A 24,626-nucleotide genomic window follows, 5' to 3' on the forward strand; every position below is an offset into this window, starting at 1 on the left:
CGACGCTGATCGAAAGCGGGGGACGACCCTGCCCTATCGTCAGGACCGGCCTATGCCGGCCGAGCCAACGCTGCGTCGCAAAATCATCCATATCGACATGGATGCGTTTTTCGCATCTGTGGAGCAGCGCGACAATCCCTGGCTACGCGGGCGCCCGGTCGCGGTTGGCGGATCGCGCGAGCGCGGCGTCGTCGCGGCCGCGAGCTACGAGGCCCGCAAATTCGGCGTTCATTCAGCGATGCCGTCCGTCATCGCGAAGCGGAAATGTCCGGACCTCATTTTCGTGAAGCCCCGGTTCGATGTCTACAAAGAAATCTCGCACCAGATGCGCGCGATCTTTGCCGAATACACGCCAATCATCGAACCGCTTTCGCTCGACGAAGCCTATCTGGACGTGACCGAGAATCTGAAGGGCATGTCCTCCGCGACCAGAATCGCGGAAGAGATCCGGGCAAGGATCCGCGCTGAGACGAACCTCACCGCCTCCGCCGGCGTGTCGTACAACAAATTTCTGGCGAAGCTCGCGTCGGATCATCGCAAGCCAGACGGGCTGTTTGTGATCACGCCGAAGATGGGGCCGGCCTTTGTCGAGATACTGCCGGTGCGAAAGTTCCATGGCGTCGGACCCGCCACGGCGGCGAAGATGATGAGCCTCGGAATCGAGACGGGGCTCGACCTCAAGGCTTGTCCTCTCGCCTTTCTCCAGGAGCAATTCCGCAAGTCAGGGCCATACTATTACTGGATCACGCGCGGGATCGACGAAAGGCCGGTTCGCGCCGATCGCATCAGGAAGTCGGTCGGCGCGGAAAACATTTTTGCCGCCGACCTCTTCACCTTTGATGCGGCGCGAGACGCGCTGCAGCCGATCCTGGACAAGGTTTGGCGCTATTGCGACAGCGCAGGATCGCGTGGGCGGACCGTGACGCTGAAAGTCAAATATGCCGATTTCCAGCAGATCACGCGAAGCCGGTCGGCCGCGTCGCCCTTCGCGACGCGCGCTGAGCTGGAACGGCAAAGCTTTGAGCTTCTCGCGCATCTTTTTCCGGTGGCAAAAGGCGTCCGGCTTCTCGGCGTGTCACTGTCCTCGCTGGACGAGGAGCGGACGAACGAGAAGCCTCAGTTGAGCCTGGGCCTCTAAATACGTCGGGCGGCGCCCAAGGCATCGGCGGCGGAGAATGCACGCGCCTCGCCGCGACGCAGGGGCGGCAAGGTCCGCGGCGTTTAAGATTTTCTTCGGTCTCCGCATTTTGCCTCGACAAACGTTCCCTTTTCAATATGTGAACGCGAGAATTCCTTTGCCGATCGTTCGTCCGGGCAAGATGCAGTCATAATTGCGAAACCCTGCGGAGCCGCCATTTGATGGGGCACCCCTTTATGAAACACGGCCCATTCGGCCATCTTTGTGAATTCCATATTTCGGTTAGATGGGTTTATTGCTACCCAGTGTTATTGCATCACTCCCGGCGGGGGCGATCTCAGCCCAGGTGCAGCCATGCAATCCCGGCATCAAGTCCGGAGCGAACGGCTTCACCTGATGCTATGCCAAAAAAGGCGCCCCAAGGGCTGGGCGCGACTATGATCACGAATAATCCAATCACAGCCCCGACGAGCGAGGGGAAGGCAATATATTGGCCGATCGCCACCGATAAAAAAATACTCGAGCACGTGATGATCATTGTCGCAAAAAGCGCCTCGTAGCCCGCCTTGAATCCTGAACCCTTGACGATTTCGCTTGCTCCCGCGAGCACCGCGGCGGTCGAGGCGGCGCCGACGGCGTTAGGAGGGAACTCGCCCGCCTTTGCGAACGTAGGGCCAAAAGCGATCCCGACTGATGTCGCTAAAATGAAAGGCGCTATGTCCGCGCGCGAGAAGTCTTTGTAGAGCCGTGTCGGCCCATAAAGGATACTTCCGATTCCTGCGGCCGCTCCCCCCACGATCGCTCCGATTATCGCAAGATTTGTTTCGTTTGCGTAGAAGGCGACGCAAGCGCATGTAACGGCCGTCAAGAGGGCCACCCCGGTGCGTTTCGGGAGGGAAACGTTAGCAGCTGCCGGTACTTCCGCCATGTCGCAGGTCCTCGTCAGGGGCGTTTGCCCATCGTCGCGCCAACGTCGTGTTTCGAATAAAAATTAGGCGCGGGCATCCGCCAGTTTGAGCATTATTGTTGCGCTGTACGTAATGGGGCTCTGCTTCAATCTCGGTGCAGTCTGTGGAATAAGGAAGAAGGGAACCTGCTGAAACTGCTTGGGGTTCAGACAATTTCGGTCGCGTCATCCATGACGTTAAACTGCGCAGCCCCGCCGGACCGGATTCTCACGCGTTCTCGGCCGGTTACGGCGTGCCGCGACCGTGACCTTGCACCGAGATTGAAGCAGAGCCCTCCAAACTGCCATCTGACATCCTCCTCATTGGCCGGTTCTAGGACGAGGCGCGTAGCCGCTTTGGAAATGAGGAGAAGCTGCAAGGCCGCGAGGATCGAAACGTCAAGCTGATAGTCGAAACCGGCTTGGGCAGCAGCCGCACCTCGTAGCGGTCGCCTCGCCACAGCGGCTTCGTCCTCGGTCGATTTCGGTTCGCATGTACCCGATCGATCCATGTGCTTAGAATTATTTGTCGACATCGTCGAAAACCGAGCGCTTCGTAGCGGCAGCAGCGGAAGGGGGAGACTCCTCTTTCTTCTGCGTCACTATGTGAGTCCAGTCCGAGTCATCGTCGGCCCCTTCGTCGCGCTCCCGCTTGCGCTCCTCAAGCGCCTCGACCGAGCGCTTCACCTGATCCCGCGCGTCGTCGATCAAGGCCGCGGTGTCGCCACCGACGCCGATCGCTTCTACGCGATCGAGCACGCTGAGCAGCTTCTTGAAATGGCTGTCGGGCTCTTCGTCCAAGTCGGCGTCTACGGCGATCTCGTCGATCCGCTCTTCGAGCGACGGCAAAACGGTTGTCCGCAGGGCTAGGCCGAGGCCGACGAGGCGTAGCGGCGGTATGAGCGCGAGCATCTCTTCTTCGTCGAAGAAGGACACATCAAGGTGGGTGAGCGCAGCGGATTCTAGACTGTCCGCAGCCTCCAAGCGCAGGTCATCCGGTAAGATACCAAGATGATTGGCTCGGGCGTAAGCGGCGACTTGGGGATCGTTGCCGGCGAGGTCCGTCAGCCAGCACGAGCGCCGAAGCAGATCCGGAAATTGCCGGACCGCCTTGGCGAACACCGCTTCGCTGGCGCGGTAGGACAGGAAGTGAAACAGCATCCAATTCCGATGCCGCTCGTGGGGCGTGCGGCCGAGCCGAGCGACCAGGGCGTCGTCAAGGGTGGTTGGGATGACGAGCGCATCTCGAATGAGAGGAGAGCCCTCGCAAGTGAAGCTGCTGAGGACGGTGTCGATGGTCGCGCCCCGGATAAGCGCCGCCATCATATGTGGCTTCTGCCGCAGGATCTCCGTCAAGGCGTCGGAGATCGTCGGATGTGCGAAGGTCCATTTGGCCCCGGAGAGCTTGAGGAAAGATCCCTTCAACTCGGCGAAGCAATCCTGGATCTTGGTGAGGGTGTAGCCGGTCAGCTCCGCGACCGCCTGTGCGGCCGAAGGATCATGATCGTTTGGATCGAAGCCGGCCTGATGCACATAGACGAGGATGAGCGCCGCTTGCAGCTGATCGTCCAAGGCGTTGACGGTATCGATGAGATGCTCGGTCGGCTCCTCCATGAAACGAACGAGTGAGCTCTCGCGCGGCGCCAGTCCCTTGGTGAAGTTCGGGTCGCCAAGACGCTCGGCGATGCCGGGTAGGAAATCGCGAACGGCGGCGACCGCCGCGAGGTGCGGCTTGACGCTCGAACGCCAGCTCTGGCTCTGCTCGCCGAAATTGACATGGTTATAGAGGATCTGCGCCTTCTCTTCGAAGGTCAGCTCGCCGACATCAACCACAGCGCTGCCGTCGGCGAATTGCGCAAGATTGCGCTGCCCGAGCCGACGCCGCGCTGCTTCATAGATATGCTTGCGCGAGGTCAGGAGGAAACGGTTGCCGTGCTTGATCGCCGCACGCAGCTTCGAGAAGGCCGACGTCCAGTCCTGAACGTAATCGTCGCGCAGAACATTCGAGCCAAAGGCGTCGTCAATCCAGAAGAAGCGACCCGGGTCGTTGGGATTCCAGCCAGCCTCGAAATCGCGTGGGCTGGTCAGGGCGAGGACGGTGTTGTCGGGATTCTCCGAAGCGATTGTCGAGACGATGGCGCCGATCGCCGACTTGCCGCTAGACGGATTGCCGAGCAGGAGCACCACGCCATGTTCCGAGATGGCGTTAACCGCGTCGCGATGGGCTTGGGTCGGAACATAGGTGCGAAGCTTCGGAATCCAGCTATCGAGCAGCGCCCGGCTCTGTTCGCTGAGCCGCTCATCGACGATCGAAGTAAGATCCCCCAGGCCATAGACCTGCGGGACAAGGGCGCGCAGGCGCGCGCTGCTCCTAATGACCCTGACGATATACTGGCGGCCCAGAATGTGAGGCTTGCGGACGCCAAGCGCGCGCAGCTTGGCGCGCATCGCGGCGGCGACAGGCGCATCCACGCTCATGTTGGTCATGAAGGCGTAAGTGTCGGCCTGGCCGGCTTTGACCAGCTCCTCGACATGGTCGATCTCAGCTGTGAGGTCGCTGACCCTCAAAGCCTTGCCGGCTTCGGACGTATGCTTGCACTGCACCGTACCGATCGGCGGCGCGTCGTGCCCCGAGGGGATCAGGAATACCGCGTCCTGGCCGCCATCCTGCGCTTCGCGGAAGATTTCGACGGGGCGGCCCAGCACTACCTCACACACCTGGGAGCAGAGATCCTGGAAGGCGCGCCAGCCGATCGTGTGTAGCGCCAAATCGCTCCAGGGGCCGTGGGCGAGACGGTCGCGCGGTGCCGCGGGTATGGTCTGAGCGTCCCCGGCCGTCATGCGGCGATAATTCCATAGATGGCGCGCAGTCGTGCGGTCTGCGCAGCCGCGTCACCGGCAAGGCCGATATCCTTCGGCTGGAAATCCCCATCCGCGTCGACCTTGGCGGCAAAGCTCGCCATGTCCACAGCAATCGCCTCCGGCAACACAACCCGCTCATCCTCGGCCAGTAGCTGCAACAGACGGAAAACGTCCGCGCGATGCTTACGGACGGTCTTCTGGTCGATGTGCTCACCTTGATCCCGCCGCGCGGCGAGATCAAGATGCGCTTTGGCTTTGAAGGGGATCAGTATCCGCTCATCAAGAACCGCGACGCCATGGACCGCGCGGCTGTTTTCCACCAGCGCGGTGTAGTAGGAGTCATCGAGGAGAATGGCCGACAAGCTCGCAATGTCCTCGTCGATGGGGAGCGGAGTAAGTGCGCTGCCTTCGGCTGGCGTGATTGCGTCGGGCGCTCGCGAGAAGAGTTCAAGCATCGCTGGAAAGTCGGGGTCGGCAGGCTTCTGGAAACGGTAGAATTCCCGACCGCCGCCGCTTCGCTCTCGCTGCTGATAGCCGCCAGCCTCGACGAACGCCCAGAAGCGCTCGCCGAACGCTGCATCGAGTGCCTCGACCAAGATGACAAGGTCGAGATCCTTCGTCGCCCGGAAGTCCAGGCCGACCTCCTCCATGATAATTTCGCACGCGGCCCCGCCGATCAGCACATAGTGGTGCGAGAGGCCTTCGAAATGCCGCCTGAAGATGTCGAGCCCCTTCACAAGCCCACCTGCCTGAGCAGCGCATCCTTGGCGGCCTCGATGCGATCATCGGTGCTGTCGGGCAGGCTCAAATAAAGCGATATGGTGTCCACGAGTTTATCATCTCCCAGCAGCAAGGGGTCATAAGTCCAGGTTTCGAGTTCGATGACCGGCTCGTCCCAACTCACCGGCTGATCAAGCTCGTAGCGCGTTGCGAGCGCCTTCCACTCGGACGCCGCCATCGCCCGTGTTTCTACACGCGGGAACGACAAGTCGGTCTTTTCGGCGAGCGCTGTCTCTCCCGCCAAGGGCAACGCGAGACCTTGTGGCGGACGCCTGACACGTCGGCGCTTGCGCACGGGCGTGCGCAAATGCGGACGCGCGCGACTCCACAACGCCTCACGCGGCACGGTGAAGCGTAGGTGTCGGAAACGACCGGCGACCTCAGTTTCGGCCAGCTCGAAAGCCTCGAGTTCGGTGATGGCCCGGCTCATGCTCATCGCACTGTAGCGAAACTGCGATGCGAGTTCCGAGGGCGTTGTCTCTGGCCCAATCCGGCCCATCAATGCGGCCAGCACTATCAACTGCGCTGTCGGGGTCAGACCGTCGCCGGGCGTGTCTCGTTCGCTGCGAAAATGCTCACGCAGATCCGCGCCCAGTTCCGGTACGAAGAGCTGATTGCCCGGCACGATGAACGGGACGTGCTGCGAAATGAGGCGATGGCGATTGTGATTGCTCAGGCGTTCGGTCACGAGGATGACCGCCCGCCCCCGCGACTGCCGGCGCAGAAGGTCGCGATGCTTGGCGATTGTGGCCGGCGTATCGTCATGGAGACCCGTTCCCAGCATCAGGATGCACGGCCGGCCGAGGATTTCGCCATCGACCAGGACATAGCGTTGCGTCAGGAACGCCGGCAGCTTCGCGCTGGCAGCGGGTCCATCAACAATCAGCGGTGTCTGCAGCACGTGCTCGACATAGCTCGCTGCGGACGCGAGCAACGTCTTCTCGCTGTCGGTCAATCTCGATAACATAGTGATGCACACTAACGCTAATTCTGTTATCGTGCAATCTCGCGTTAGAGTGTCTTCGACCTCTCAAGTCGGTCGAGCCTCGCGGAAGGGGGAAGTGGAAGGCGAAACAGCCCGCGCATCTCTGACGGCGCGGCATTGGGGGGGGCGTATGAATTTCGATACGGCACTGTCATTTTCGGACAACTTTGCCGCTTTCGGGCGGAAGCGGAGCGCATCGACGCCGATTGCGCCCGCATCCTTTTCGACAATCTGGCCCTCCTGGCCCGTGATGGTGACGCGACGCGCACCCGCCAGGCAGTTCAGGAGTTCAATCGGGCGGTTCTCGCTGCGCTCGATGGCCTGCCGGAAGGACCAGCGGAATGAGCCGGTATTTTCTCGCCTCCGCCGCCATCGAGGGATTTCGATCATGACGAACTCGCCGGCGAGCCAGAGGCTGGCGCAGGCGTCCTGGAAATGGCTCCGGCTGACGAAACCCTAGGGATACCTCAAGGTTTGCTCGCCAAACCGCGCTATCGATCAATCTAACGCCAAATCAATTGGTTGGGAAAAAGGGCACTCGACGACAGGGCTTTTCGATGTCGAGTAGATTCTCACTTTGTTCCCAAGATTAAGCTCGACGTTCTCCCGTTGTCTGAATTAACGAGGTTTGGCGAGCAAACCTTGAGGTGCCCCCATTTAAGGAACTCGGGACAAGGACTAAAGAATATTTTTACCAGTTTCAATACGCGAGGAACCTCTTCAACGGCGAGTAACCCTTTGTGTCGAGCGTCTGGACATCTGGCTGAGTGACGTACGCACATGCGGCATCTATGGTATGCGGCGTTTTGCCAGGACCTTACGGCAGGACATCGAGGCCGTTCGCAATGCCGTGCTGGAACCTTGGAGTAAGCTGGCGTCTGACCGCACTTCCTAGTGCGCTCCAGTTGGGTGAATAAGACGGGCTAGCCTCGCGATGCCGGCGACTAGAATGTCGGAACGTGCGGCAGACGCGGCGGCTACCCCCATGATCAGGCTCGCGGTGGAGACGATCCCGTCATTGGCGCCGAGCACGGCCGGCCGCAGCCATCCGATGCGAGAGACGAGGTGGGTTGAAGGGTGACCGCGCGCATCATCTGCCGCGCTCGGGAGAGCGCTGTGCGCAGCGCTGGAAGGCCGGCAGATGCCGATCCTGCGAGGCTGATCGTAGCGCCTGGTATACGGCGAGAATGTCTGGGCGCTGGGTGCTTTTCAAAGCCCGGTCGTAAATCGCCACATTCTCGATTTCGCCCTGGATGCCGGCGACGCAGGCTTCGTGAACGCTCGAAAAACGGGGCGCCTTTCCTGCCCAGCGATTGGCTGGCGGCGAAACGCCGTATTTTTCGAACAGGTTGAGCAGCGCCGAGGCGTGTCGCGCCTCGGCTTCGACGATGTTGACGAAGGGCCGAACATCACCGAAATCGCGGATAACCTGTGCATAGGTTTCGCGCGACTTGTATTCATCATCGAGCGTGTCGGAGAGGGCCTGAACCTCCGTGTCGTCGAGCCTTTGTCCAGAACTCATGCCTGACATCCCTTCAGAGCTGCTTCTTCGAGAAGTACCAATCGGTATAGTCGTATCCCTCGCCAGCGCGGGTTTCCGCGTCTTGCGCGGTCTGCGGCGGCGGAACGATAACTTTGTCGCCGGGCTGCCAGCCTTCCGGTGTGGCGATCCCATTCGTGTCGGAGGTCTGCATGGCGGTGAGCAGGCGGACGAATTCCGGAATTGAGCGGCCATTGCTCATCGGGTAATAGAGCATCGCCCGCAGGACGCTCTCGTCGTCGATGAAGAACGTGGACCGGACGGCTGATGTGTCGCTCGCGCCGGGCTGGATCATGCCATAGGCATGGGCGACCTTCATCGACAGGTCTTCGATAATTGGGAAGGGAATATCGATCCCGAAGTTCTGCTTGATGTTGCGGACCCAAGCGATGTGGGCGTAGGTGCTGTCGATCGAAAGCCCGAGCAGTTCACAGTTGAGCTTCTGAAATTCCGGCCACGCTTTGGCGAAGCCGATGAACTCCGTCGTGCAAACCGGAGTGAAATCGGCGGGATGCGAGAAGAGGACCAGCCATTTGCCCTTATAGTCAGCCAGCTTGCGCACTCCATGCGTGGTTTTGGCTTCGAAGTCGGGGGCAGGTTCATTGAGGCGTGGCTGGCGTGTAGGGTCTTCCATCATATTCTCCATTTGGCATACGACATCGAATAGGTCAGGGATCGGAATAAAAAACTGAGCGCTGCACCGGACAGGCGGACCGGCCGGGCGCAGCGCTGCAAATTCAAGGCATTCGAATCTTATCTGCCCATGCCAAGGCCCTTGCCATGTCCGCCGCCCGTCGTATCGAGTGCGGTTTTGCACGCAGCTGAGACCCTGTCATAGTTGGTTTCGAGGCAGATGCGGACTTCGCCGTCGTGCGCCTTGCCAGCGCAGAGCTTGGCAATGTCATCCTTGCAAGCCGTAGCGACAGGGCCCGTTTGAGCCGACGCAATGGTGATCGAAGCAGCGATCGTCAGGGCGGAAACCGCGATAGTATGGATAAGCCTCATGTTGCAGACTCCTTTTGTTGATCCGAATATGTTGAACCTCCTATCAACCGCGGTGTCCATCCTCTCCGCACTGATATAGATCAATTGAGCGACAGATTCGCCGCCTGCCGGTGCGGCTGGTGCCTCGATCAAGCGATCCCGGCCGCGTGCAATCCACCGGACCAGGGTCGACAGCCCGATTCCAAGGTCGTGCGCAACTTCTCGCTGCGTCCGCCCGCTCGTGCGAACCAGGCGAACTGCCCCCTCCTCAAATTGCGGCGTAAAACGCTTTGGCTCCGGCATCGAGTTCTCCTCTCATGGCAGGAAAACTCTCCACTTTTCTGAAGCAAGTCCACAATCGCAGTCATGTCGATCGGTTGTGGAGTTTCCGAAGCTTGCTCAAATGAAAATCGGAGCAAAAAAAAGCGTCATGGAATGTGCGTTTTTGCGATCATCGAATTGAGACATTCGTCGGTTGGATTTGCTAGTCGATTGGCGCATTGCTCGCCCGCGAAAACGCCTCACACTCGCGATCGAGCGTAGAAATGCGATCGGTTATCACTCGCGGTTCCTCAACCAAATTGTCGATAAACTGGCCCATTCGGCCCGTCAAACCGGGTGCCGACGGAAGCTCCTCACGCGGCCAGCGATCGGGCTTGGAACTCCCATGGGAATGATTATTCCGCGGTCGAACAGAATACCGCGAAGCTGGTTGACCAGCGCGGTGCGCGCGCCAATCAGACGCGCACAAACGCGATGAAGAGACTGGATATTGAGCTGGTCTTGCGTCATGAGCGGGATCGGATGCGACGAGCGCTTCGGCGTGTCCTGTCATCGTTCTCGACCAGCTTGGCGGAATCCGCGGTCAATTCCCTGGTTGCGAAAAGAACGGTCAAATGCCAGCAAATGCGCTGGTCCCCCTCGGGCGCAAATGCTATGCTCCAGGTCAGAGCGGCGATGGTGAATTGGCAATCTAAGACAACGGCTCCGGCACAAGCCTGTCCTGCCTGCGCTCCCCCTCCACCCGATCTTTCAACCAACCCCGCCTTTGTTCAGAGCCGCATTAACCCCAGAGTTTTTTGCTGCTCTCACCAATGATGACACCAATGATAGCCTCGCCATGGTTCAATTTTGTGATTGCCCTCGCGTTGGGCATGCTGATCGGGCTCGAGCGCGAACGCAGCAAAGGCGAAGGTCTGGGCCGCCGCCCAGCGGGTATCCGGACATTTGGACTTGTCGCGCTCTTCGGCGCCATCGCGGCTCACATTGGGGGCGTCGCGCTTCTCGCGCTCGCAACGGGCGGCGTCATCGTTCTGACCGCGCTGTCTTATAGCCGCGATCCCGACCCCGGCCTGACGACCGAGGTCGGCCTGATGGCTGCGCCTCTTCTCGGCGGCCTCGCAATGTCCGATACGCTCCTCGCCTCCGCGCTCGGCGTGGCGGTCGCCGCCGTCTTCGCTTCGAAGATGCCATTGCACCGTTTCGTCAAGGGCGTGCTCACCGACGCCGAGGTCAATGATGGTCTTGTTTTCGCGGTCGTGAGCGTTGTGATCTGGCCGCAGTTGCCCGATCGCTATATCGGGCCGTTTCAGGCGCTCAATCCGCATAGCATCTGGTTGCTGGTCGTCCTGGTGCTCGCGCTCGGGGCCTGCGGGCATGCGGCGACGAGACTGCTCGGGCCGCGTTTCGGCCTGCCCATCGCCGGACTCGCCTCCGGCTTTGTCTCGAGCACGGCGACTATCGGCTCGATGGCCGGCCGGGCGGCGAAGGATCCAGCAAGTTTGGGAGGCGCGGTCGCTGGAGCGACGTTATCGACGGTCGCCACCTTCGTTCAGATGGCGCTGCTGCTGCTCGCCATCAGCGCACCTACACTCATCATGATGGCGCCTGCCTTGGCGGCGGGTGGCGTCGTGGCCGCGATCTATGGGCTCGCTTTCGCAGTTGCAGGCATTTCATCAACCTCCGCCGAGAGCTCGGAACCAGGACGGGCTTTTAGCGTCGCCACGGCGTTCGGGCTGGCGGCGATGATGGCGGTCATGCTGGTCGCGGGCGCGGCCTTGAAGAACTGGCTCGGGGAAACAGGCATCCTTGCGGGGGCCGCGGTCGCCGGTTTCGTCGACACCCATTCGGCTGCGATTTCCGTGGCCTCGCTGGCCGCCGCGGCCAAACTGACGCCCCGCGAGGCCGTGTTGCCGATTCTGGCGGCGATGACGACCAACGTGATTGCCAAGACCGGGATGGCCCTCGCCGCAGGTTCACATGGTTTCGCTCTGCGCATCGTTCCAGGCCTCCTACTGTCGATCGCCGCGGCATGGGCTGTCGCGGCGGCGGTGATTTTGCGATGAGCGGTCAAACAGAGTCCGGCGAGAGTCGAAAAGCCCCTATTTCCGGAGACCGCTCGCTTGGCGCGTTCACCTCGCGCTTGCTGGTGGTCGTCGTCATCGCCGCTCTGGCGGCTGCGCTCTGGCGGATCATCAACGTCCTCGTGCTTCTCTTCGGCGCCATCCTGCTTGCGATAGGGCTTCACGCGGCGGCAAGAGGTCTGGCGCGCCGGACCGGCGTTCGCGAGGCGCTCGCATTGGCGGGCGTTGCCGTCGCCGGTCTTGCCGCCTTTGGGGCCGCGCTTTGGCTATTCGGATCCGTCATGGCGGTCCAGTTGAGCGACGTGCTCAAGGTCGCGCCCGCCGGATTTAAGCTCGTCATGGACCAGCTGACTGGCAATCCATACGGTCGCCAATTCCTTGATCAAGTGCGCGGCATCAATGTCGCTGGGGCCACCGGCTGGGCCACATCGGTTGGCGGCGGGGCAGTCGGCTCGATCACACACGCCCTCGGCTATACGGTGATCGCTCTTTTCATGGCGATCTATCTGGCCGCTCAGCCCGACCTCTATCGTCATCTCTGCATTCGCCTGGTTCCGCCAGCGCATCGCCTGAAGGCCGAACACCTTTTTGACGCAATTGGGAACATTCTTGAGCGCTGGTTGGTCGGCCAACTCGTGGTCATGTGCACCATCGGCTCGCTGACAGGCATTGGATTGTGGCTCCTCGGCATCGAAGCCGCGTTCGCGCTCGGGTTAATGGGCGGTTTGCTCTGCTTCATTCCGTTTGTCGGGGCGATACTGGCTGCGGTTCCTGCGACGCTGGTCGCCCTCACCCAGGGACCTGGCGATGCCGCGCTCGTCATCCTGATGTATGCCGGCGTCCATTTCGTCGAAGGCAACTTCATTACCCCCTTGGTGCAGGCCGAAGCGACCTCGTTGCCACCGGTCCTCGCTCTTCTGTCGACTGTCTCGTTCGGTCTCCTGTTTGGGCCTTTAGGCGTGGTGCTGGCGGCGCCCCTCACCTTGCTCCTGATTGTCACGCTGGAGGTTCTCTATGTGCAGCAGGGCCTCGGCGATCCGCCAGAAGATCCACTTTCCGCGAGCGGCGTCCGTTCGCGCGAGGATGGGACGGAGCCCCTCGCATGAACGCGTCGCTCGAAACTCCGGGGTTAACAGTGCGCCAAGTCATTCGCAGAATTGATGCCCTTCTGGCGGAAAAAGGCCGTGCTCGCGGCGGCGCACGTTCTCCGGCCGATCGCTCCTGTTTGAGTCGCGAGCGACGTCGATGATCAACGCGCGAATGGCGCGTCGCGCCCTTATCTTGATTGCGCTTATCGGCCTGACCGGCGGAATCGCCGTCAAATTTGTCGCGTGGCCTGAACTGGCGCAATGGCTGTGGGCGGCTGGCGCGATCCCTGTCGTCGTGAGCCTCGCCATCTCGATTGTCAGCGATCTCAGGGCCGGCCGGATGGGCGTCGACGCCGTGGCGTTGTTGGCCATGGTGGCGGCTCTGGCTCTTGGCGAAGCGCTCGCGGCGATCGTCGTGGCCGTCATGTACGCCGGCGGCGCCGTCCTTGAGGATTACGCGGTCGGACGGGCCGAGCGGGACCTCAGGTCGCTTATCGATCGCGCGCCGCGGACAGCACACCGAAAGACCGGCGAATCTTTTGAAGACATAGCCATCGAAGAGGTCGCCGTCGGCGATACAATTCTTGTTCGCGCGGGCGAGGTCGTCCCTGTCGATGGACAGATCGCAAGTCCCAGCGCGTCCCTCGATGAATCGGCCGTCACGGGCGAGCCGATCCCCGTGACGCGGTTCGCTGGCGAGGCGGCCCGCAGCGGCGCGATCAATGCGGGCGAGACCTTCGAGATGCGCGCGTCGGCTACCGCCGGGGAGAGCACTTACGCCGGCATCGTTAAAATGGTGAGTTCGGCGCAAACCGCAAAAGCGCCTTTCATCAGGATGGCCGATCGCTTTGCGTTGATCCTGTTGCCGGTGACGCTTGTCGTAGCCGGAGCCGCCTGGTTTTTTTCCGGAGATCCTATACGGGCGCTCGCTGTTCTCGTTGCGGCGACTCCTTGCCCACTCATTCTCGCGGCCCCCGTGGCTTTTATCGCCGGCGCTGCGCAAGCCGCCCGGCGCGGGATCCTCATCAAGGGCGGCGGCCCGCTCGAGGCCCTCGCCCGCGCTTACACGGTCATGTTCGACAAGACAGGCACCCTGACCGTCGGCGGTGCGCGCCTGGTCGCCGTCGAGGCCGCCCCCGGCGAGGAGCCAGACGACCTTCTACGGTTGGTGGGCTCTCTGGAGCAGGCGTCGCACCATGTCGTCGCAGCCGCCATCGTCTCCGCGTCCGTCGCGAAGGGTCTGAAACTCCAGATCCCGGAGGACGTGCGCGAAACAATGGGGTCCGGGCTTGAGGGCGTCGTCGAAGGCCGCGTCGTCCGCGCCGGATCGCATCAGCTTGTCTGCGGCGGGTCACAGATGGACTCATGGGCGGCGCGCGCTCTGCGGCGCGCGTCCTGGCGCTCGGCTCTCAGTGTGTTCGTCTCGATCGACGGGCGCGCCGCCGGCGCCTTGCTGCTCGCCGACGAGTTGAGGCCGGAGGCGCCGCGCGCCATCCGCGCTCTTCGGGCCGCTGGCGTCGCGCGCATCGTCATGGTGACGGGCGACCGCGCCGACTCCGCCGAGACGATCGGGGCGGCGCTTGATCTCGACGCCGTGCTCGCCGACCGCGTCCCCGCCGACAAGGTCGAGGCGGTCGAACTGGAGCAGCGGTTGCATCCGACCGTCATGGTCGGCGACGGCATCAACGACGCCCCCGCTTTGGCGGCCGCCGACGTCGGCATTGCGATGGGCGCGCGCGGCGCGAGCGCTTCGTCGGAGGCGGCCGATGTCGTCATTCTCGTCGATCAGATCGACCGCGTTTCCGACGCCGTCGTCATCGCCCGCCGCACCCGCGCCATAGCGCTCCAAAGCATCTTCGCTGGCATGGCGTTGTCCGGGGTCGCGATGGGCGCCGCGGCGTTTGGCTGGCTCACGCCGGTCGCTGGCGCGCTAACCCAGGAGGCAATCGACATCGCCGTGATCCTCAACGCATTGAGGGCGCTCAGTCCCGGCGGGGCGCAGCGACGTGCTTCGATGGCGGAGAGCGACGCGCTCGGTCTGCGGCAGGACCACGACAGGCTTAACGCGAGCCTCGATCGTCTGCGGCAGATCGCCGACGCCCTCGACGATATGGATGCGAATTCCGCCGTCGCATATCTCGCCGAGGCCAATCGCATCGTCGCAGAGGAGATCGTCGAGCATGAACGCGCAGACGAAAGCTACGTCTATCCGCAGCTCTTGAATCTTCTATCCGATAGCTCCGGACTCTTCGCCATGAGCCGCGCCCATCGCGAGATCCTGCACATGGCGCGACTTCTGGGCCGCCTCGTCGATGGGCTCGGTCCGAATGACGCTGATCGATTTCTGATCAGGGATGGGCAACGCATTATCGAATCCATCGAATCGCTGGTTCGGATTCATAATGCCCAGGAGCAGGACATCTATGAAAACGCCGGTTCGGAGCGGATCGCCGAGAAGCGCTGACTCGGTGCAGGCAAATCGAAATCGGCCAAAGGCCGCGCCGCCATAAGAACCGGATAGGCGCCCCGCGTTGCGGCCGCCGCGCTGGCGATTTTGGTCCTCGGCGGCGCATGGTTCGCATCGTCGGTGCGCCGCACCGCTCCGGCGCATGACGCCTCGCCAGGTCCCGAGGCACCGCATGGCGGCCGCGATCAGCGTCATTAAGCCAATTCGAGGCCGTAGCAATCCGCTCTGGGAGTCGGGCGAAATCCAGTCCATTAGTTGCGAGAGCGTCGCCGGCATCAAGGTCGGCCAGTTTTGCGCCAAAATTGATCCGCGCCCCTTTCAAGCATCAATCGAGAGGGCAACAACGGCTCGGGCGGCGGCGGCAACTCGGCGCGTGACGACCTCCTCTGTGATCGCCGCGGCCAGCGGCCAGTTTCGCACAGGCCGCAAAACCTGGAATGCAGTTCTGTCCTTGCCGTTTCGTTGTGCGCTCCCGGAACTTTTGCACCATAGCCCGAGCGGCCAAAATCGCCGCAGCGCAGGAGAGACGATAAGCAAGCGACCCAACCGCTGCTTGACAAACAGAAGCGCGACCAGGTCGCAGGGGCGAACGGGCAATGCTCGTCCTTTGAAAAGGTCGAGTGATAGGCACGTGGCTCTCGATTCCGAGAGCCCATGGACATCGATCAGCGTTGCTGCCGCCTTCGCTCTTGGGACCGTTGGGATCTTTATCGCAGCAAACCGAACATGTAAAAAAATAATTGGCTGTCATGCTCACGTTGCATTTCACGCCACGCCTGCGGCGCCGTTACCGTGAAGGCTGTTAGAAATTTCCACTGAGAATTGATTGAAATCCCGGGGCGGCACCCCCCGCTGTCGACCCTCTGCGGAGGACCCGCCCAGGCTGGATAGTCACCCTCACATTGAGGCCCGGTCACCATGGATGCCGGGCAGCACGGCGACGAACGCGACTTAAGCGATTGATGGGGACCGTCTTCAGAATTGATTCAGCGCATTGCGCGCCGACTAACTTTAGGCTTGAGGGGTAGGCAGTCATGCTTCGTCTGACAATCATAGCGACGGTCATGGGGATGGGTGCTTTTCTGGGCTCTGCCGATGCTGCAACCTATTGCGCCAAGTACGTAGGCGGCCCAGAGCGATTAGGCGCAGTTGCGCATAGCCACTGCGGGTTCTCGACGCTGGAGGAGTGTCGCTCAAGCGTTAGGGCTAGGGGGCGGCGGAAAATGCTACCAGAAGGGGCCTTTGCGCGGCCTGAGCGGATAAAAAAAACTGACGCTTGAGTCGATAGATGAATAGATGACTCGCACGGTCGTTATCACGCGGTCACTGCAAACGCTCCCGTGGGCATTGTCACGGTGCCTGTGCCAGGCTCCGCTCTCTGGCGCTTATTCTCCACGATGTCCAAAATCGCCATCGTCACGTTCGCCCCGTTTTACTTGTCAATCGCGACGGGCGTTCAAAGCCAAAATGTACACATTGTCAATGCGTTATGGTGCTCGTTGCTCTGATAAATCGCTCAAAAATCGACTATTCTTGGCCAATGTGACAATGCCCCCCGGCGGCGCTGGGGCGGCGGAACTGAAACAGATCGCTTCGGAGCCGTCAGTCATCGTCTTCATCTTGTTTGCGCTGGACGCGTTCGAGGCTCGCCGGGTCATACTTTGCGTCGAGGCGCTCCCCTCCCGCCTTCGTTGCCCTGACCTTGTAACAGCCGTCGTCGGAGCGGATCGACAGCACGGTCCAGCCTTCGGCCTCGAGCTTCGCCTGTAAAGCCTGGCGCGGCTGCCAGTCGGCCAGCGGCGCGCTGCAGGCCTGATCCGCCGCGACCCGCGCGGCGCCAAGACATGCCATGAGGGCCAAAATTGCCGCACCCAACGCGCTTTTCACTGATGCTCTCCTGCTGGCGCCCCGGATAGCCGAGGAAGCACGCCAAACTGACGCCTTCCTGAACGACTCAAACAATTTTAGGACTACTTCGCCAGCCCGGCAGGATAAGTTTGCACAAGACACGCCGAGGCGACGCATGCGCATTCTATTGGTCGAAGACGATCCCATCCTTGGAATGGCGGTGCGTGACCAGCTTATGGACGACGGACATACCGCCGACTGGGTAAAGCGTCTCGACGAAGCCGGCGTCGCGATCCATGCCGCCGCCTTTGAACTTATCCTGCTCGACCTGATGCTGCCGGACGGACGCGGTCTCGACTTCCTGAAACGCCTGCGGTCGGCGGGCGACGTCACGCCGGTGATGGTGCTGACGGCGCTGGACCAGATCTCGGACCGCATCGCCGCCCTCGACGTCGGCGCCGACGACTATCTGATCAAGCCCTTCGACCTTTTCGAGCTGTCCGCGCGGATCCGCGCGGTCGGACGGCGCTATTGTGGCAATCCCAATCCGCTTGTCGCCTTCGGCGATTTCGAGGTCGATCTCGCCGCCCGCTCCATCCGGCGCGGCGGCAGGCTGGTTCAGCTGACCGCCCGCGAGTGGTCGCTGTTCGAAGCCTTCGTGCAGCGCCCCAATCAGCTGATTTCCAAATCGCAGCTCGAGGAGAGGCTCTATTCCTTCGAAGCCGAGATCCAGAGCAATACGATCGAAGTCTATATCGGGCGCCTTCGCAAGAAGCTTGGAGCGGAGGCGATCGAGACGGTTCGCGGCATAGGCTACCGTCTCGGCTCGCCGGGGACGCGCGCGTGAGCGGCGGGCGTCCGTCCGCTGGATGGAGCCTGCGCCGACGCATCGGATTATGGCTCGCCGTCGCGGTCACGGCCTTGTGGCTCGCCGCAGCGACGGTGGCCGGCCTGGTGCTGCGCCACGAGATCGATGAAGTGTTCGACAGCGCGCTGCAGGAAGTCGCGCAGCGGGTGCTCCCCCTCGCCTATTCCGAGTTGCTCTCGCGCGAGGATGGCGGTGCGACCCAGCACATGGCGCCGATCGGTCCGCACAGGGAATACATCGCCTATGTGGTCCGCGACAAAGGGGGGCGCGAACTGCTCCAGTCCAGCGGCGCCGACCTCATGAGCATTCCAGGCGGCCTCGCGCCCGGCTACCATTCCACCGACCGGCTGCGCACCTATACCGAGGCCGCGGTCCGGGGAACCATCTTCGTCACGACCGCCGAGGACCTGCGTCACCGCGAGGCGGCGGTCCGGCGCGCCGTGGCCGCCCTGATCTGGCCCCTCGTCGCCCTCGTGCCGATCGCCTTGCTTGGCGTGTGGCTCACGATCCGGCTGTCCATGAAGCCCGTGATCGCCTTCCGCAGCGCGATCGAAGCGCGTGGCCGCGGCAATCTCGCGCCCGTCGCGGCAGCTGGGCTGCCGGACGAGATCGCGCCCGTCGCGGCGTCGGTCAACGCCTTGATGGAGCGCTTGCGCGGCGCCCTCGAAGCCGAGCGCAGCTTCACGGCCAACAGCGCCCATGAACTTAGAACGCCGATCGCCGCCGCGCTGGCGCAGACCCAGCGCCTCATCGCCGAATTGCCTGAGAGCCCGGCCAGCGACCGCGCCCGCTCCATCGCGACCGCGCTGCGGCGCCTCTCGCGCCTCTCCGAGAAGCTCCTGCAGCTCGCTAAGGCCGAGGGCGGCGGCCTTCTCGCCGAGACGCCGGCGCCGCTCGGGCTAGTGCTGCGCCACGTCATCGAGGAAATCGACCGCCAGACCGACCGTGGCGACGCGCTGGCCGTTTCGATCACGCCGGACGGCGGCCCCCTTTCGGATCTCGATCCGGACGCCTTCGCGATTCTCGCCCGCAACCTCATCGAGAATGCGCTGAAGCATGGCGCCCCCGATGCGCCCGTCTCGGTGCGGCTCGCAGAGGGGCTGTTCGAGGTTTCAAATCACGGCGCCGTCGTGCCGGCGGAACAGCTGGAGCGGCTCGTCCGGCCGTTCGAGCGCGGCCCGACGCGGTCGGAGGGGTCCGGCCTTGGCCTTGCGATCGCCGCCGCCATCTGCCGCGGTGCGGGCCTCGCGTTCGACCTCGCCTCGCCGATCCCCGGCGAAGCCGATGGCCTGCGCGCCACAGTGCGCTTCGCCACGCCAGCGCCGCAAGCCTGACGGGAAGCTGAACGCAATTCAGCTTTTCCTTCAGGCGGCCGTCAGGCGCGATGGCGACAATGCTCCGGTCAATGCAACCGGAGACATCCTATGAAGAAACCCATTTTGATCGGAGCGGCGCTCCTCGTTTCCACAGTCGCCATTGGCGTCGCGCTGGCGGCGACCGACCGCGATTTTCCGGAAGGCCATCGCCAGGAAGCGCGTCACGGCGTCGAGGCTGTCGACGCAGAGCGGGCTCCGCTCCGCCTCGCCGAAGAGACGCAGGGGCGGGAATATTCCGCGCGAAGCCGCCCTGAAGAGGATGACGGCGACGATGACGATGAAGGCGGCGGCCGCGGCGCGATCCCGCAGGCCGGCCCCACCGATCCCAATGCGCCGGTTCCCGACAATGGCCTCTTCAATGGCCATGCCCGCCCAAAGGTCGAGGTCCAGTGATCGACCGCCGCGCCCTCCCCAATCTCCTTCGAGGAACAGACCGATGAAATTCGTCCTGCCCGCCATCGCCGCATCCGCCGCCTTGATGGCTCCGGGCTTCGCCGAGGCCCGCCAGATCACCATCGAGACGACGCTCAAGAACTATGGCGGCAACGGCGCCTATGTCGTCCTCTATGTTACCGACGCCGCCGGCAAATACAGGGGGACCCTCTGGATGGCCGGCGGCAAGGCGAAATATTACCGGCATCTTTCCGATTGGCAGCGCGCCTCGGGCGGCGCGGTGGCCGAGATCGACGGCGTCACCGGCGCGAGCATCGGCTCGGGCAAGACGCTTAAGATGAGCTTCGACCTCACCGACGCCATGATCGACGCAGGGTACAAGCTCCACGTCGACACCGCGGTCGAGGACGGGAGGGACAATCCCTCCGAGGCCGTCCTGCCGCTCGACGCCTCAACCTCCGGCAAGCCTGTCCCGGGCAAGGGCTATGTGAAGTCCTTCTCGGTCTCCTTCTGAACCGATCGGAAAGTCCCGTCATGCTTCGCCGTTTTCACTCGCTAACGGGCGTCGCGCTTGCGCTCGGCCTCGCCGTGATCGCCCTCACCGGGGCGGCGCTCTCCGTGCAGCCGGCGCTCGACCGTCTGGCGACGCCCGCAATCGTGCGCGGCGCCAGCGTCGCCGCTCTGGCCGAGGCGGTCGCCGCCCGTCACCAAAGCATCGACTCGATCCGCAAACGGCCAGACGGATCGATCACCGTCGCCTTCGCCGACGGCGACATAGCCGGCGTCGAAAGGGTCGATCCGGCTACCGGGATGGGGCTCGGCGACTACCGGGCGTCGGAAGTCTCCCGCTTCATCACCAACTTGCACCGCTCGTTTCTGGCGGGCGACGCGGGCCGCGCGGCCGCTGGGATCGGCGCGCTCGCCATGCTCGCGCTGACGGCATCGGGCATGGTCATGCTCGTCCGTCGTCTCGGCGGACCCCGCGCGCTGTTTCGCCCGATCCCGGGCGCGCCCGCGCAGCGCTGGCACGGCGCGCTGGGCCGTCTCGCCGCCGCCGGCCTGTTGCTGTCGTCTTTGACCGGACTTTGGATGTCGGCGAGCACTTTTGGCTTCATCCCCGAGAGCGAGGCCGCGATCCCGGACGTCGTGGCGAGCGCCGGGCCGCCGGCGCCCGTCGGGACTCTCGCGGCGCTAAAGGTCGCCGACGTCGCCGACTTGCGCGAACTGACCTTCCCGGCGCCCGGGGACAGCACGGACGTCTACCGGCTGCGCAGTTCGGCGGGAGAGGCGCGGATCGACGCGGCGACAGGCGCTGCCGTCGCTTTCGCGCCTGCGACGACGCTCGACCGCCTCCAGGATCTGGTCCGCATGCTCCACACGGGGCGAGGCGCCTGGGCGCTCGGCCTGTGGCTCGGCCTCTCGGCGGCGACGGTCCCGGTTTTCGCAGCGACGGGTTTCCTGTCGTGGCGGCGCCGGCGCGCCGCGCGCCCGCGCATCGCGAGGAATGTTTCGGCCCGCTCCGCCGATACGATCATCCTCGTCGGCAGCGAAGGCAATTCGACCTGGGGTTTCGCCGCAACGCTGCACGCGGCTCTGACCGCCGCCGGTCACCATATCCACACAGGGGACATGAACGATCTGGCGCCGGTCCACGCGAGCGCCGGGCGCCTGCTGATTCTTGCGGCGACCTGCGGCGACGGCGCGGCGCCCGCCTCGGCGAAGAACTTCCTCGTGCGCCTCGCCGCGCTGAACGATCCGGTTCCGGTGGCGCTGCTCGGCTTCGGCGACCGCAATTTCGGGCGCTTCTGCGGCTTTGCGGATGACGTATCGGCGGCGATCGCGGCGAAGGGCTGGCCGCAGATCCTGCCGATGAAGCGGATCGATCGCTGCTCGGCGCAGGAATTCGCGCAATGGGGCCATGGCCTCGGCGCCGCGCTCGGTCATGATCTCGCGCTGGAGCATGTCTGCGAGCCGCCGAAGACTTTCGCGCTCGAACTCGTCGAGCGCGAGGATTATGGCGTCGCCGTCGGCGCGCCGGTTGCGATTCTGCGCTTTCGGGCGCCCGGAACTGGCGCGAAGGCCGGCCGCCTGCCGTCGTTCGAGCCGGGCGATCTCGTCGGCGTCCTGCCGCCGGGCGGTCCGATGCCGCGGTTCTATTCGCTGGCGTCGGCGGCGCGCGATGGCGTGCTCGAAATCTGCGTGCGGCTGCGCGAGGGCGGGCTCTGCTCGACCTTCCTCCATGCTCTCGCGCCCGGCGACCTCATTCAGGCGTTCGTCCGCGAAAACCCGGCCTTCCGGCCAAACAGGGGCAGCGCGCCGCTTATTCTGATCGGCGCGGGTGCCGGCATCGGCCCGCTGGCTGGCTTCGTGCGCGCCAATCAAGCCGGTCGGCCGGTTCACCTCTACTGGGGCGGCCGTAGCGCGGCGTCGGATTTTCTCTACGAGCGCGAACTTGCCCAGCACCTTGCCGAAAAGCGCCTGACCTCCCTCAGGACCGCCTTCTCGCGCGGCCCGGACGGCGGGGCCTATGTGCAGGACCGCATCGCCGCGGACGCGCCCCGCTTGCGCGAACTGATCCGGCAAGGCGCGCAGATTCTGGTGTGCGGGGGGCGCGACATGGCGCAGGCCGTAACCCACGCGCTCGACCCGGTCGTCCGGCCGCTTGGCCTCGACCTCGCCATCCTCAAATCCTCGGGACGCTATGTCGAAGATGTCTATTGAAACGCTCTCCAATCCTGCGGCGCTTCGTCGTCACGCATTGAACGGTCCGACCATGGGGTCGCGGTGGTCCGCTGTCTTCTGGGCCGCCGACGACTTCGATGCGGCTGCGCTCGGCCGCAGCCTTCAGGGCGCCGTCGATCGCGTCGAACAGCAGATGTCGACATGGAGGCCGGATTCCGATCTCGAGCGCCTCAACGCCGCGCCGATCGGCGCCTGGGTCGAGATCCCGCACGAACTCTCAGTCGTGCTCGCCGCCGCGCTTGAGATCGGCCGTCTTTCGGGCGGGGCCTTCGACATCGGCGTCGGCGACCTTGTCCGCGCCTGGGGCTTTGGAGGCGGATCGCGCGCGCCAATCGCCGGGCTGATCGCAAGCCTCGCAGGGCGGGCGTCGTTCGAACCGCCGAAGACGCTGAAGCTCGACCTCGCTTCCCGCCGCGCGCGGCGCCTCGCGCCGCTGCGGCTTGATCTCTCAGGGATCGCCAAGGGCTTCGGCGTAGATGAACTTGCGCGAAAGGCGCAACAGTCCGGCCTCGATTCCTGTTTGGTCGGCATCGACGGCGAGATGCGCGCCATGGGCCTGAAGCCCGACGGACGCCCTTGGGCGGTCGCCCACGAAAAGCCCGATCCCGGCGAACGCGCCATCCTCGGCGTGCTCGAACTCTCCGGCGCCGCCGTCGCCACATCGGGCGTCTACCGCCACACGGTCGAGGTGGACGGGCGGAGCCTGTCGCACACGATGGACCCGCGCCGCGGCGCGCCGCTTGAGAACGACCTCGCCGCCGTCACCGTCCTCGCCGAGACGTGCATGGCGGCCGACGCATGGGCTACGGCCCTGATGGTCGCAGGCGCCGATCACGGTCTGGAGCTCGCCTCTCGTCTCGGCCTCGCAGCCCTGCTGGTGCGCGCCGACGGTCGTGTCCTGTCGACCATGCCATGAAGGACTCGAAGTATCATCAATAGGCACGGCGGCGACCCTCATCGAGCGCATCATGGGCTATTTCTCGTTCTTTGAAAGCCACTGAGCAGGACGCGCTGGCGGCTTGTAGTGAGCGCCATGAACGGGGCCGCCGGCGCTAGGCGCATGCTGGGGCAAGACGACGGGCAAGATCGGCTTCCGCGGCGGCAGGGTGGAATGGCGCGTCCCCGGCTTCGTGGCTTCGACGGCAAGGAGCAGGCCCTTCCCAGTTGTGGAACCGCGCAAAGCGAAGACTGACTCGGCAAATGGGCAATGAACCAGATGCTAATCAACGTCTCGACGCGCAAGTTCCAACGGTCGATGCGCTCGCCGGCGCCGCAAAGCGGCGCAGCTGCCCAATCGAAGCAGGCCTTTTTCAGGGTATAATTGTAAAGCGGTAATCGCCTGAACTGGGGTTATTGCGGGACATCACCCGCGCACGAAATAAACGCCGGGCTTTAAAACCCGGCCTAGCCGAACGTGGAGCACGTTCGATCTCGTTGGATCCAGCGTCGCCTTGCCGGTTGGCTCCATCTGGCCGCCGGAGGTGGCGACATCGACCTCCGACAAAGAAGCATCGACGGGTTGCGTAAAACTGAGTTGAAGGTCCCGGGGCGAGTCGCTGATCACCCCGCCTACCGCCGGGATCGCCCGGTCGATAAAGGCGCGTCCACGAAATAACGCCTTTGACTCCGTGGCCATACACGCAACGCAAGCGCCGCCGATCAGTAGCGCGAGGCTCGTTCGACACGCATTTTCCTGGCGGCGCCGGGGCGTTTCGAAAGAACGAAGCAACGAATACCCCCATTTTCGATCCGGGCAAACGCCGATTTTCGACGCAAGGTCGCGCTTTTCGTATGGCGGCATGCATTGAGCGAAACCTTTGCGCCGCCGGCGCTCTTGAAACCCCTGCATCTTGCCATCCTTTGCCGAAAAGGCATAGCTCGCGCGGGTTGGCCGCTATTATGCAACTTAATCCATGCTCTTGCTGAATCCCAAGACGGGCCCCTAACACGCTGCCTCTACACCCTCGAAGGGGACCGAGACACTATTCGATTTTTACACTTCCGTCGTCGCCGGCACGTTGCGGCGGAGCGCGGCGACCCCGCATTATTCTGAAAGGTCAGTACGCCCTGCCGATGAGACAATTTGGCCAGATGTGCCCGAGAGTCTCCTAGTATTTACCCGGCAATTATCACCTTGACATAGTAGGTCGCTAGACGTAGTGTTGTTGGCATAGGAGCTAACGGCCATATCTGATCTTTCAAACCCGATCTTCCACGACGAAACTAAAGCCCGCGAGTGGCTGGAA

The 24,626-nt window shown here is 63.3% G+C and carries 20 protein-coding genes and 3 pseudogenes; 11 read left to right on the top strand and 12 right to left on the bottom strand.

What is annotated here, in order from left to right:
- Nucleotides 1-52 precede the first annotated feature (52 nt).
- A complete protein-coding gene (dinB, locus tag MPC4_RS03545) occupies nt 53-1,138 on the top strand; it encodes a DNA polymerase IV (protein ID WP_174511306.1) in 1,086 nt (361 codons plus the stop codon).
- 337 nt (nt 1,139-1,475) lie between these two features.
- On the opposite strand, the gene MPC4_RS03550 is transcribed toward dinB, so the two are convergent.
- From MPC4_RS03550 to MPC4_RS21670, 10 genes and pseudogenes are all read right to left on the bottom strand, one after another.
- Nucleotides 1,476-2,066, bottom strand: a complete 591-nt coding sequence (locus tag MPC4_RS03550; protein ID WP_134493475.1) for a hypothetical protein — start codon at nt 2,064-2,066, stop codon at nt 1,476-1,478.
- A 540-nt stretch (nt 2,067-2,606) separates the two neighbouring features.
- The gene (locus MPC4_RS03555) at nt 2,607-4,925 is read right to left on the bottom strand and encodes an nSTAND3 domain-containing NTPase (protein WP_244628823.1); all 2,319 of its coding nucleotides are present in this window, start codon (nt 4,923-4,925) and stop codon (nt 2,607-2,609) included.
- Nucleotides 4,922-5,683, bottom strand: a complete 762-nt coding sequence (locus tag MPC4_RS03560) for a hypothetical protein (protein ID WP_134493476.1) — start codon at nt 5,681-5,683, stop codon at nt 4,922-4,924. Before MPC4_RS03560 ends, MPC4_RS03555 begins: the two co-directional genes overlap by 4 nt.
- Nucleotides 5,680-6,681 carry a MarR family transcriptional regulator gene (locus MPC4_RS03565; protein ID WP_174511307.1) on the bottom strand — a complete coding sequence of 334 codons (1,002 nt, stop codon included), beginning with the start codon at nt 6,679-6,681 and terminating at the stop codon, nt 5,680-5,682. Before MPC4_RS03565 ends, MPC4_RS03560 begins: the two co-directional genes overlap by 4 nt.
- Before the next feature lie 75 nt (nt 6,682-6,756).
- The gene (locus tag MPC4_RS03570) at nt 6,757-7,101 is read right to left on the bottom strand and encodes a hypothetical protein (protein ID WP_174511308.1); all 345 of its coding nucleotides are present in this window, start codon (nt 7,099-7,101) and stop codon (nt 6,757-6,759) included.
- A gap of 534 nt (nt 7,102-7,635) precedes the next feature.
- Nucleotides 7,636-7,764, bottom strand: a pseudogene (locus MPC4_RS21095) (VIT1/CCC1 transporter family protein); the annotation flags it as partial.
- A gap of 37 nt (nt 7,765-7,801) precedes the next feature.
- Nucleotides 7,802-8,233, bottom strand: a complete 432-nt coding sequence (locus MPC4_RS03580; RefSeq protein ID WP_174511309.1) for a ferritin-like domain-containing protein — start codon at nt 8,231-8,233, stop codon at nt 7,802-7,804.
- A 13-nt stretch (nt 8,234-8,246) separates the two neighbouring features.
- A complete protein-coding gene (locus MPC4_RS03585; RefSeq protein ID WP_210253589.1) occupies nt 8,247-8,888 on the bottom strand; it encodes a peroxiredoxin in 642 nt (213 codons plus the stop codon).
- Nucleotides 8,889-9,004: 116 nt separating this feature from the next.
- On the bottom strand, nt 9,005-9,256 hold the full coding sequence (locus MPC4_RS21100) for a hypothetical protein (RefSeq protein WP_244628824.1): 252 nt from the start codon (nt 9,254-9,256) through the stop codon (nt 9,005-9,007).
- Nucleotides 9,257-9,405: 149 nt separating this feature from the next.
- Nucleotides 9,406-9,538 (bottom strand): annotated as a pseudogene (locus tag MPC4_RS21670) (transposase); the annotation flags it as partial.
- 537 nt (nt 9,539-10,075) lie between these two features.
- Between MPC4_RS21670 and MPC4_RS21105 the strand changes: the two are divergent.
- The 4 genes and pseudogenes from MPC4_RS21105 to MPC4_RS03605 form a co-directional block, all read left to right on the top strand.
- Nucleotides 10,076-10,235 (top strand): annotated as a pseudogene (locus tag MPC4_RS21105) (ISKra4-like element ISMet1 family transposase); the annotation flags it as partial.
- A gap of 106 nt (nt 10,236-10,341) precedes the next feature.
- On the top strand, nt 10,342-11,580 hold the full coding sequence (locus MPC4_RS03595; RefSeq protein ID WP_134493481.1) for an MgtC/SapB family protein: 1,239 nt from the start codon (nt 10,342-10,344) through the stop codon (nt 11,578-11,580).
- Nucleotides 11,577-12,704, top strand: a complete 1,128-nt coding sequence (locus MPC4_RS03600) for an AI-2E family transporter (protein ID WP_166796094.1) — start codon at nt 11,577-11,579, stop codon at nt 12,702-12,704. The genes MPC4_RS03595 and MPC4_RS03600 overlap by 4 nt, the downstream gene beginning before the upstream one ends.
- 139 nt (nt 12,705-12,843) lie before the next feature.
- Nucleotides 12,844-15,150, top strand: a complete 2,307-nt coding sequence (locus MPC4_RS03605; protein WP_174511312.1) for a heavy metal translocating P-type ATPase — start codon at nt 12,844-12,846, stop codon at nt 15,148-15,150.
- Nucleotides 15,151-16,755: 1,605 nt separating this feature from the next.
- On the opposite strand, the gene MPC4_RS03610 is transcribed toward MPC4_RS03605, so the two are convergent.
- Nucleotides 16,756-17,040 (bottom strand): PepSY domain-containing protein, encoded by a 285-nt coding sequence (locus MPC4_RS03610; RefSeq protein ID WP_342343603.1) that lies wholly within the window; start codon nt 17,038-17,040, stop codon nt 16,756-16,758.
- 136 nt (nt 17,041-17,176) lie between these two features.
- On the opposite strand from MPC4_RS03610, the gene MPC4_RS03615 reads away from it, so the two are divergent.
- The 6 genes from MPC4_RS03615 (at nt 17,177) to MPC4_RS03640 (ending at nt 23,296) form a co-directional block, all read left to right on the top strand.
- On the top strand, nt 17,177-17,848 hold the full coding sequence (locus MPC4_RS03615; RefSeq protein WP_134493483.1) for a response regulator transcription factor: 672 nt from the start codon (nt 17,177-17,179) through the stop codon (nt 17,846-17,848).
- Entirely contained in the window at nt 17,845-19,203 is a 1,359-nt protein-coding gene (locus MPC4_RS03620; RefSeq protein ID WP_174511313.1) for a sensor histidine kinase, read from the top strand. Before MPC4_RS03615 ends, MPC4_RS03620 begins: the two co-directional genes overlap by 4 nt.
- A 90-nt stretch (nt 19,204-19,293) precedes the next feature.
- Nucleotides 19,294-19,638 (top strand): hypothetical protein, encoded by a 345-nt coding sequence (locus tag MPC4_RS03625; RefSeq protein WP_134493484.1) that lies wholly within the window; start codon nt 19,294-19,296, stop codon nt 19,636-19,638.
- Nucleotides 19,639-19,681: 43 nt separating this feature from the next.
- Nucleotides 19,682-20,152, top strand: coding sequence for a DUF2271 domain-containing protein (locus MPC4_RS03630; RefSeq protein ID WP_174511314.1), 471 nt, complete (start codon nt 19,682-19,684; stop codon nt 20,150-20,152).
- 20 nt (nt 20,153-20,172) lie between these two features.
- The gene (locus tag MPC4_RS03635; RefSeq protein WP_174511315.1) at nt 20,173-22,359 is read left to right on the top strand and encodes a PepSY domain-containing protein; all 2,187 of its coding nucleotides are present in this window, start codon (nt 20,173-20,175) and stop codon (nt 22,357-22,359) included.
- Nucleotides 22,340-23,296: an FAD:protein FMN transferase gene (locus tag MPC4_RS03640; protein WP_134493486.1), complete on the top strand. Its 957-nt coding sequence runs from the start codon at nt 22,340-22,342 to the stop codon at nt 23,294-23,296. The genes MPC4_RS03635 and MPC4_RS03640 overlap by 20 nt, the downstream gene beginning before the upstream one ends.
- 447 nt (nt 23,297-23,743) lie before the next feature.
- Here the strand turns inward: MPC4_RS03640 and MPC4_RS03645 are convergent, their stop codons facing one another.
- Entirely contained in the window at nt 23,744-24,016 is a 273-nt protein-coding gene (locus MPC4_RS03645) for a copper resistance protein CopC (RefSeq protein WP_174511316.1), read from the bottom strand.
- Between the last annotated feature and the right edge of the window lie 610 nt (nt 24,017-24,626).

The organism is Methylocella tundrae (genome assembly GCF_901905185.1).
Taxonomy (GTDB): Bacteria; Pseudomonadota; Alphaproteobacteria; order Rhizobiales; family Beijerinckiaceae; genus Methylocapsa; species Methylocapsa tundrae.